General features: G+C 42.8%; 7 protein-coding genes and 1 CRISPR repeat array. All 7 genes read right to left on the bottom strand.

The genetic code is table 11. From position 1 onward, the window contains the following. Nucleotide 1: 1 nt before the first annotated feature. Nucleotides 2-1,510: a CRISPR direct-repeat array (repeat unit 33 nt; unit sequence GTTTCAATCCACGCACCCCGAGCGGGGTGCGAC). Nucleotides 1,511-1,679: 169 nt separating this feature from the next. From cas2 to cas3, 7 genes are read right to left on the bottom strand one after another with little or no spacing between them, the layout of a single operon-like run. After that, on the bottom strand, nucleotides 1,680-1,970 hold the full coding sequence (gene cas2, locus ACO4R2_RS01705; RefSeq protein ID WP_484768929.1) for a CRISPR-associated endonuclease Cas2: 291 nt from the start codon (nucleotides 1,968-1,970) through the stop codon (nucleotides 1,680-1,682). 4 nt (nucleotides 1,971-1,974) lie between these two features. Continuing rightward, on the bottom strand, nucleotides 1,975-2,997 hold the full coding sequence (gene cas1c / locus ACO4R2_RS01700) for a type I-C CRISPR-associated endonuclease Cas1c (protein WP_484768928.1): 1,023 nt from the start codon (nucleotides 2,995-2,997) through the stop codon (nucleotides 1,975-1,977). Further along, nucleotides 2,981-3,652 carry a CRISPR-associated protein Cas4 gene (gene cas4 / locus ACO4R2_RS01695; RefSeq protein ID WP_484768927.1) on the bottom strand — a complete coding sequence of 224 codons (672 nt, stop codon included), beginning with the start codon at nucleotides 3,650-3,652 and terminating at the stop codon, nucleotides 2,981-2,983. Before cas4 ends, cas1c begins: the two co-directional genes overlap by 17 nt. A gap of 4 nt (nucleotides 3,653-3,656) precedes the next feature. Beyond that, the gene (gene cas7c, locus ACO4R2_RS01690) at nucleotides 3,657-4,514 is read right to left on the bottom strand and encodes a type I-C CRISPR-associated protein Cas7/Csd2 (RefSeq protein WP_484768926.1); all 858 of its coding nucleotides are present in this window, start codon (nucleotides 4,512-4,514) and stop codon (nucleotides 3,657-3,659) included. A 21-nt stretch (nucleotides 4,515-4,535) separates the two neighbouring features. Further along, the gene (gene cas8c, locus ACO4R2_RS01685; RefSeq protein WP_484768925.1) at nucleotides 4,536-6,257 is read right to left on the bottom strand and encodes a type I-C CRISPR-associated protein Cas8c/Csd1; all 1,722 of its coding nucleotides are present in this window, start codon (nucleotides 6,255-6,257) and stop codon (nucleotides 4,536-4,538) included. After that, nucleotides 6,254-6,970 (bottom strand): type I-C CRISPR-associated protein Cas5c, encoded by a 717-nt coding sequence (gene cas5c / locus ACO4R2_RS01680; protein ID WP_484768924.1) that lies wholly within the window; start codon nucleotides 6,968-6,970, stop codon nucleotides 6,254-6,256. Before cas5c ends, cas8c begins: the two co-directional genes overlap by 4 nt. A 5-nt stretch (nucleotides 6,971-6,975) precedes the next feature. Further along, nucleotides 6,976-9,153, bottom strand: a complete 2,178-nt coding sequence (gene cas3 / locus ACO4R2_RS01675) for a CRISPR-associated helicase Cas3' (protein WP_484768923.1) — start codon at nucleotides 9,151-9,153, stop codon at nucleotides 6,976-6,978. Nucleotides 9,154-9,727: the final 574 nt, after the last annotated feature.

Below are 9,727 nucleotides of genomic sequence, written 5' to 3'. Positions count from 1 at the left end.
AGTTTCAATCCACGCACCCCGAGCGGGGTGCGACCCCTCAACCCTGGCTTCAGCATCTCCACCAAAGCCGTTTCAATCCACGCACCCCGAGCGGGGTGCGACATGCCTCCACCTCTGGCCTGCGCCTTTGGACAGCGTTTCAATCCACGCACCCCGAGCGGGGTGCGACCTCCCCCGCTTCTTCCTAGAGCAAATCACGGACATGTTTCAATCCACGCACCCCGAGCGGGGTGCGACAGCCACAACTCCGCTACATCCTCACCCTCTCCGCTGTTTCAATCCACGCACCCCGAGCGGGGTGCGACAGCAAGAATTGATTTATACCTTTCTATTTCGTTCAGTTTCAATCCACGCACCCCGAGCGGGGTGCGACCTTTAATTGTTTTTGGATTTAGTCTTTTGATTGTGTTTCAATCCACGCACCCCGAGCGGGGTGCGACTCATCGTATTAAGTCTCTATGAGAGGATAAAAACAGTTTCAATCCACGCACCCCGAGCGGGGTGCGACACTAAAACAAAACTCCCCTCTCCCGATGACAGAAGTTTCAATCCACGCACCCCGAGCGGGGTGCGACTTGCGATAGCACAAAATTACGAAGTAGTGTATGCTGTTTCAATCCACGCACCCCGAGCGGGGTGCGACTTGGTAACACATTAGTTGTTCTTACTTCGAACGGTTTCAATCCACGCACCCCGAGCGGGGTGCGACTTACACGCTAAAACATTGATTACCAAAAAAGTATGTTTCAATCCACGCACCCCGAGCGGGGTGCGACTGCTTCGATGCTTTTGCTTCGCCATTTTGGGAAAGTTTCAATCCACGCACCCCGAGCGGGGTGCGACTTTTTATACTTTCCAAATAAAACGGATATAATGTTTCAATCCACGCACCCCGAGCGGGGTGCGACCTCTTTTGTGGGAAAAAGCAAATAACCATAGTATGTTTCAATCCACGCACCCCGAGCGGGGTGCGACCCCCTCTTGTACTGCGTACTCAATAGCATCGACAGTTTCAATCCACGCACCCCGAGCGGGGTGCGACACTGTTGTAGTTCGCCTGTTAATTCTTCAAGAGTGTTTCAATCCACGCACCCCGAGCGGGGTGCGACTTATCTTCCGCTCCCTTTCGCTTGCCTGCAAAACTGTTTCAATCCACGCACCCCGAGCGGGGTGCGACACCCGCGGCTCTCATTTCCGCGGCGGCTTTGTCAGTTTCAATCCACGCACCCCGAGCGGGGTGCGACAACTTTTCGCTGAAACTCTTGTATTTCGCAATGGTTTCAATCCACGCACCCCGAGCGGGGTGCGACCTATGGTCGTAGCTCTTGAGCAGCAAAAGAAAGTTTCAATCCACGCACCCCGAGCGGGGTGCGACCGACGATTGGGGGGCGGATGTATGGCAGGATAACGTTTCAATCCACGCACCCCGAGCGGGGTGCGACCTTTTAGAACAAATTTGGTGATGCTATTAAATTCAGTTTCAATCCACGCACCCCGAGCGGGGTGCGACAGTATAAAAAGGAAAGGGCTGAAAGTCAGGGTAATATGTGGTACGTTTTGCGAACGTATTGGTATGGATTTCCTTTGAATAAACTTTCTGACTTTTCCTTTAAGTTAAGTAGTTGATAATCTGAGACTGCGAAACTGCGATGATTTATGTAGAGCATAAGGTTCGCATTTTAGATCATCAAGAGACTTTCTACGTTATAAGACGTAATTTTACCTATAATTATTGTGCTTTGTTGTGAATTATTTTTTAGATGATAGATTCGGATGCTATCAGATTCCTTGTCTATTATATTTTCGAGTTTATGTTTGAGAAGTACAAATTGGGATTCATCAACGTCGCATTCGAAAACTGAATTTTGAACGCGTTGCCCGTGGTCTTTGCAAGCTTTTGCTACAAGGCGGAGTCTTTTCTGTCCTTCTTTTGTGATTGTTTCCACATCGTAGGTTATGAGAAGTTTCATGGTGTTAGGGAATTAAGAAAACGGGGTAGTTATCAATGTCGTGGCGTATGTATCGTGCAAGGAGCATAGCTTGGGCATGGGGAATTAAACCGATTTCTATTTTTTCATTCAGATAAGGATGTATAATGGTTTCTCGTTTCCGACTTTGCCATGATGCAAGAAACACTTTGCGTCCTTTGTCGGTAAGTAGGATACCATTCTCACCTTGTTGAAGGAAGTCGGCCCGAGTGATTTGTTTGCGATTGATGAGAGATAGGATGAAGCGATCACCAAGATAGGCTCTGAGTTCTTCCATTAAGTCTAATGCTAAGGCTGCTCGTCCAGGGCGTAGCGCATGGAAGAAACCGACGTAAGGGTCAAGACCTACGCTTTCTAAAGCTGCTTTTATGTCATTGGCGATAAGAGTGTATGCAAAAGAAAGTAAGGTGTTAACTGGATCTTTTGGAGGGCGTCTATTTCGACCGTTAAAAGGGAAATCTGTATTTTGTTGTGTGATTAGATTGGGGAAGATGGAAAAGTATTCGTTAGCTGCAATGCCTTCTATCCCTCTTAGTGTGTCTTTGTTATCAGCTTGTAGAGCTTCATTTTTCCTGAAGTTGAGAGTCTTTGAAATTTGTTCAATCTCGGGAAATGAGCCATAGTCACGTATGCAGCGTTGCACAATGTTGCGATAGTTTCGTATTTTGGCAGCGATGAGCAATCGAGAGATTTGTAGTGACCATTCTTCGTCGTCTGCATTTTGATATTGTGCTTTTCGGAGTAGGACATTGCCGCGTGTTGGGCCTTGAAAATGTCCGATAAAGCGACCTATTGGAGAAAGAAATGTGAGTGAGACTCCTTTTTCAGCACAGAGATTCATGAGTCCAGGACTAGCTCCCATATAGCCGAAAGTAACGATGCTCTCTATATTGATAATGGGAATTCTGAAAACTTCTTCTTGCTTGACAGATACTACAACATTCTCGCTGTCTTTGCTGAGGTAGGCCTCTGGCGTAGTGATATAGAGTGTGTTAAGGAGTTTTCTCATAGAGATATTTATTGAGATAGGTTGCAACTTTTGTAGCTTTAGCAGAACTTGGCATACAATTATTTTTGAGCGAGCAATTCTGGCAATGGTGTTGAAGATTGATAGCGGGGAGTAGTTCCTTATTGAATATGTGATGCATCTTTTCTGCTATCTCTCTTACGATGCTTCGTAAATGCTCTGTTATTTCTATTTCCTGCCGATGTTTTATAGCTCCATAGAAGAAGTACGCTTTATGTAGCTGAATATGGTACATTTCTTCTAGGCACATCACTTGTGCTGTTAGCTGTACCTCATCAGTTTCGTCTCTTTTGGGTTTGCCGTGTTTATATTCGATAGGAAACGGCGTCCACAGTCCAGGATATTTGGGATGTTGTATGCTGTTAGTTTCATTGGATGTAGGATGAAGTTCGATTACATCTGCTATTCCGTATAGTCCCAGTTCTTTGGAGGCGATATGAACAGAGCGTAAGCAAATGTTATCTCCGCATTTCTGCCGATAGAACGGATCGTCCACATTTCGGTGCATCAGGCTACCTTCTGTTGTCAGACGATTGTCCTCCCATTGTTGTTCTAAATGGATTAAAGCCCATTGTCGGGGACAGAACTTGAAGTGCTGTATCCCCGACAACATGAGCATATCGTCTTCTGCGTACATATATTTAGATGACTTCTTCAACGCTAACTCCTGCAGGGAGTTGAGTTTTATCTATCGTTACTTGGTAGTCAGAGAAGGAGCGGGGAACATTGTCCGTGGTTCTTTCCACTTTGACCAAATCGAAGAGTTTGTTAGCAGGAGCATTACCTAAAACAGAATCGTGGCGGAATAGAATGAGTTTCTGTGCGCTCATCAAACCACGTGCGGCAGAGCGGTCGCAATCGAACATTCCTTTGAGCGCGTCAATAAAGAGTGTAAAGTCTTCTTCCGAGAAGCCTGTTTGCTTTGCCAAGCTGGCCGATACGAAGCCATGACAAACATAGAGACCATAGGGGATTGTGGCTTTGCGACCCATAGTGCGGTTATCGCCATTTTGCTTTTCAGCCTCTTTCTCTGTAGCAACAGCCATTCTTGTAATGGAGTGTTCTGCTGGAACAATGGGATCTACGGAGCGTGCAAAAGTGAATTGGATAGGGCCACGAACTTGTCCGGCATTTTTTCCCATAGACATTACGGCTCCAAAAGTGCGAATGTCGTAGTATTTGCTGCACATCACGTCCCGAGCTGCTGCTGTCTTGCTTTTCGTATCAGCTGCTTTAACTGTTTCATCTTCATGGGAAGCATCAATCAGTGTGTTGAGCACTGCTTTCTCTTTAATGAAAATATCATATCCTTGCGTGCAGTTCTTTGATAGTTGAACATAGTTGCGCACCTTTCGTTTCAGGCAAACGTCTGTTACGATACCACGACTTGTTTCAGCATCTATTCGAGGCAGGTTGCCTGCATCAGGGTCACCATTAGGGTTGCCGTCTTGTACATCAAAGATGTAAACGAAATCAATTCTGTTTTTTAATTCTGACATAATTATATAGTTGTTTTAGGTTTATTCTTCAGTTTGTTTTGTTTCTGTTAAGAAGAAGGATTGCATTTGCTGGTAGTAGCCCACAAAGAAGCGTCCTTGGTCTTGCAAGTCGAGATGGGAGGGGAAACCATCAGCGTTTATCTTAGAGATGATTTCTTGCTTGAGTTTGTCATAGAAAATACGACTCCCTTCATTGTTTAAGTTGTTTGCATGAATAGCCGAGAGGTTAAGAATGGTTGCAAAAACCGTTGCGGGGGTGGAGCTTGCAGCATTCATGTACCGCTCTCGGATGGAGTGGATGTGGTTTGCATCGTTTTGTAGTTTGTCAATGACTGCAAACAAGCGGCCGCATAAGTAGCCTTGGTTGGTGTTCTCTTTGTCTAACATAATTTGTATAGGTTTTTGATTTGTGTATTTTCTGTTTAAGTATGCCTTGAGGATTGCAGCTCGTGTGATGCTTACAGACTGTTCTGCCCGAATTCTGCGAAGACAGCTATGGTAAAGAGTATCAGGATAGGGGAGGCCTTGGAAGATACTTTTGATTACTGCGTCTGGGAGGTTAGGAGTTGCTTCAGACGATTTGCCTCCCAAGGTTACTGTAGCCAGTATAGATTTTAATCCCATGTATGGCTTTTTCTCTTTTCGTGTATCAACGATGTCCATGTCTTCAAAATGTCGAAGAATGGTATGAGCGAATTCTTTTAGCGGAAGTTCTGCCCAATAAACGATCGCTATGCGTGCAGCATTAGGAGCCAGTCCAGCAATATAAAAACGGTCGTTCAAATCGGTCTTAATACTTCCTGAATAGATTCCTTCGAATACTTTTCGAATTTGGTAAATGCGTGCATTGGGATCTTCTTCCTCTGAATCATTAAAACCAAACATTGCAAAAATGCTGCTTTCTGTTTCTTGATTACCATTGCTATTTGAGGAACCCCAAAACAGGTAAGTGCGATTACCAACAAGGAATTTATTGCGAGAATTAGCTGATAGTATGTGGTTTAATGCTGTAGTATAAGCAAATTCAGCCTTTTGAGAAATAGGAGCATTGAATCCTTTTTGTTTCCCGTAAGAGTCATAGCCGGAGTTTACTTGAAAGGCAACTAATTTAGCCGTAGCTTGACTACCTGCAATCATAGTTGCAGTTGTTACATCTACAGCCTTTCCTTGATTTCCTGTAATTAGGCATAGCTGTTCTTTTTCATTTCCCTCCTTTTCTTCATCAGCGTTTATCACGTCTTTTTGAGCAGCCACAATAGTTGTTTCTCCTTCTAACAAAAAAGAAAAGGTTGAATATTTCTTGTTGAGATTTTTCTCTATTTCAGGCCATAATGGATCAGCTTGCACTTTCAATAGATTTTCTGCAGGATTCTTTTGATAGAACTTCCATATTGCAGAAACTGCGCTATTATTAGGAAGCTTTGTGTAGAGATCTTCTACTTTAGCTTTGAAGACACTTATATATTTTGCATTTGAGTCGATATCTCCCTCTGTTGAATATCCGAGGACATAGGAGCAATTGTCATATAAAAGGTTGGCATTTGGGGCACTACTTCTTCCAACATGTTTTCTTACCAAAAAACTCGATGCGTTCTTTTTATCAATGCGTCTGTCTTCAAAGCGTAGAAAATTGCCATCCTTGTCGATAACAAGAATAAAGCCTATCTCTTTTAGTTCGCAGCCGAAAGCAGGTAGTTCTTCCGATTTTCGTTGGTAATAGTCGTATAAAGCTTTTAGAATCATTTTAGTACCTCCTCACTATCTTTTAGTGGAACATTTATTACGCCATTTTCCATACGAGCACGATAAAACATAGCATCGGGGTCTTCTGGATTGTTTTCGAAATCCATATCATAGAGCATCAGTCCTAAGTCTCTCGTTTCATTAATAGGAGGTGTGAGTTGTTCCGATTCCGGGAGGACGAGTCGAAAAGAAGCTACACACTCTCGAGTGCCGAGATACGGCTGGTTAAAACATTGTCCCTTACTTGCACGTCTTTCAAACATGGCATTGTATTTTCCTGGGTTCTCGTTTTTGTGGAGAAGTTCTGCTTCTTCTCTATCTATTTCGGGATTGCGTGTGTCCAGATATTTTCTATTCTGCTTGGGAATAAAAACTAATTTAGCATAGAGTCGGTATCGAACATCTCTCAGCATCAGCGAGTTTTTTTGTTGTCTCTTCTCTTCAATGAAGATAGGGGAAGCATTCTTCTTTGCAGAAGCGACAGCCCCCACTTCGTTGCGTCGAATGTTGAACCATTTGATAGGGTTGAGCACTTCTATTCGAGTGATTTGCCAACGGATGGCAGGCTTCCAAAAGATAGCTTCGAAAATGGCTCTGGCAGCAGAGGGCGTAATTACATCGTAGCTCACGCGCTCTACTTTCAGTTCTGGGCGCGTGAAGCAGGCAAGTGGTCCCCATACTTCCAGACAAAATTCTTTGTCGTGATATTCCATATTGTTTATTTTATTAGTATTTCTTCAATCCAGTGGTTTGTGGTGATAAGGCCTACTTTTTCGTCATAGAACAGTTTATCTCTAACAACAAAAATGTTTTGGAAAAGTTCTTCTATAGCTCCAGCTTCTCTCAGTTTATTGAAATCTTGTTGGCGAACGCTGACGGTGTATTGTGCCAGTTGTTTCATGAGTGAATAGCTTGGCGTGAACCTCTCAGCATCGTCAATAAGGCTGAGACTGTCTTTCCAATTTATGATGATGGGAATGGTATTGTCCTCAATGAGTTGGAATGCCTTTGCTGCTGTTTCAAACTGCATATAATAGAAGTTGTAGAGCAGGTTTTTTATATCTTTACTATCAAATGTTTGTGTGCGGGAGTAGAGCTGGCGAAAGTATTGTTGCATAGTTTCAGGAGAAAACCAGTCAGAGTCTTTCGCTAAAGCCATACGGGCACTATTGGTTCTAGAAATAAAACCTCGCGGCAAGTTGCTGATTTTTTGTAGACTGAATACATGTGTAATTCCACGTTTGATTTTCCCTTCCCGATTGCAGCGGCCAGCCGCTTGGAGGATAGAGTCGAGTCCTGCTTGTTGGCGGAAAACGATGGGGAAGTCTATATCAACGCCAGCTTCTATCAGCTGAGTTGCAACGACACGAATAATTTCGTTTTCTTCATTTTTTAGAGCGTCTTTTATCTGCTCAATTGTTTCTCGGATGTGCTGAGGGCACATCATGCGTGAAAGATGCAGCGTAATACCTTCTTTAGGTAGGCGTTCAAAGATTTCTTTTGCATCTTTGCGCGTATTAACGATGCAGAGCACTCGTTTGTGCTGGGAGAGTTGGGTTGCAATCTCCTCGTAATCTTTAGCGGAATCGTCAATCTTGAGATCTACTCTGCGCAGCTTGTCATAAAGTTTAGCATCCGAAGGGACTATTTCTTTGATATGAGAGAATCCTTTGATTTTGATGAGTGTGTTTTCTCCTTCAAGCTCTCCTGTTAAAACGGGTTGGCTGGCAGTAGTAAAAAGAATGGATGTGCCAAACACTCGATTTAGCGTCTTGAGAGAGTCAACGATAGGGCGGAGAAAATCGATGGGCAAAGTTTGTACCTCGTCTAGAATCAGTACGCTCTTGGCTATGTTGTGTAGTTTTCTGCACGCGGACGGTCTATTGCTGAATAATGATTCAAAGAGTTGTACGTTGGTTGTAACGATGATGGGGTAGTCCCAATTTTCTGTTGCCAGCAGCAAGCGGCTTGTTAGTTCTGAATCTTTATTGTTGCTAAAGTCGATATTAGAATGGTGTTCCAAAACATTTTCTTCTCCAAAAATGTTTTTTAGGACGTGCGCTGTTTGAACTATAATACTTGTGTAAGGTATAGCGATAATGATTCGTTGCAGGTTATTACGGACAGCATGATTCAGAGCCCAGAGTACAGAAGATAGTGTTTTTCCTCCACCTGTGGGGACGGTCAAACTGAAAACGCCTGTTTCCGCATTGCTGGCACTAACGCATTGTTCTTGCACATAATTGCGAATGTGATTGACGGGAGTATCTTCTGATTTTTCTTTTAGAGTATCGACCCATAGCTGTAATTTCTGGAGTAATTCAGACATAGATGCTTTTGTTCCTCTCAAACGTGTTTGATCAGGCTGCATGAAATGTTCCGTGTCCAAATAATCAGCATCAACAAGGCAACTGAACAACATTCGCTCGAGGTGGTGTAAATCTGCAACTTCTAGTTTGATTTGTGGCAGTTGTATATCTATTTGTGGAACCTCATCCGTGACATCCTGCGGAATCTGGTTTTTGAGCAATTCTTTCTCATCGCCAGCGTCATATAAACCGCGATGATGCCCTGCGATGCAGTTTGTGAGGAATAGCGTAAGTTTTGGGAAATGTTTCTTTAGTAGGAGTGCTCCCACATAGGCATGATGGTAATTACCGTTTACTTTGATGTTGGGTTGAAAGCCACTTTCTTTCTTGATGTGTTGTTGAAAGCTTTCTTGTTCTTTCCCCTTGTCGTGTAAGAGTCCAAGGAGTTCTCCGTATTTCTTCATGCCAAAAGCATCGGCAAACTCGGCAGCCATTTTAGCAACACCTTGTTGGTGCTCTTCGTTGCTTTGAAATTCAAACGAGTCGTTGAGTACGCGGATGTGTGAGATTGTTTTGGGTGTTTTCATTGTAGTAAGAAGATTAACTTAGAGGTATAAGTCTAGAACTTTTATAAACGCAAAAATAAAGATATTTTTAAGAAAATAAAACTTTGTTTATTCAGACTTGTGCTTTATACCAATGAGATCGTTCGTATGATTTGCAGTTATAATTGTTTGTTTTTGCCTATGAATTTCTGAACCTCTTCTGACTTCTCCGCTTTTTAGAATGAACATTGATAAATGTTTTCTTTTCAAAACTTCAAAAAATGTAGGAATAATTTGTTATATAAAAATTTTCTGTAAATTTGTTTCCGAGATTATTATAATCTTTGTTTTAATTTATATGTATATTAATACCTTATGGTTACCTGAAATCAGAAAATACCCAACTTTTAGATACCTATAATTCTTTGAGTTCATATTCGACAGACTCTTTTGAGCTAAAAACGAGATCTTCTCTTTTTATTTTTTATTAACCCCAATTCGGTTTAAGAAACGCTCTTTCATGATTTTTTTTAACCGCACACGCATCCTTTCGGCCTTGCCCTAAAACCGAAGTATAATTGTTTCACGCAAATTATAGGTTAGAATAACGTGAGCT

The sequence above is a fragment of the Alloprevotella sp. genome (assembly GCF_057240785.1).
This window is presented reverse-complemented; position numbering and strand designations above follow the sequence as displayed.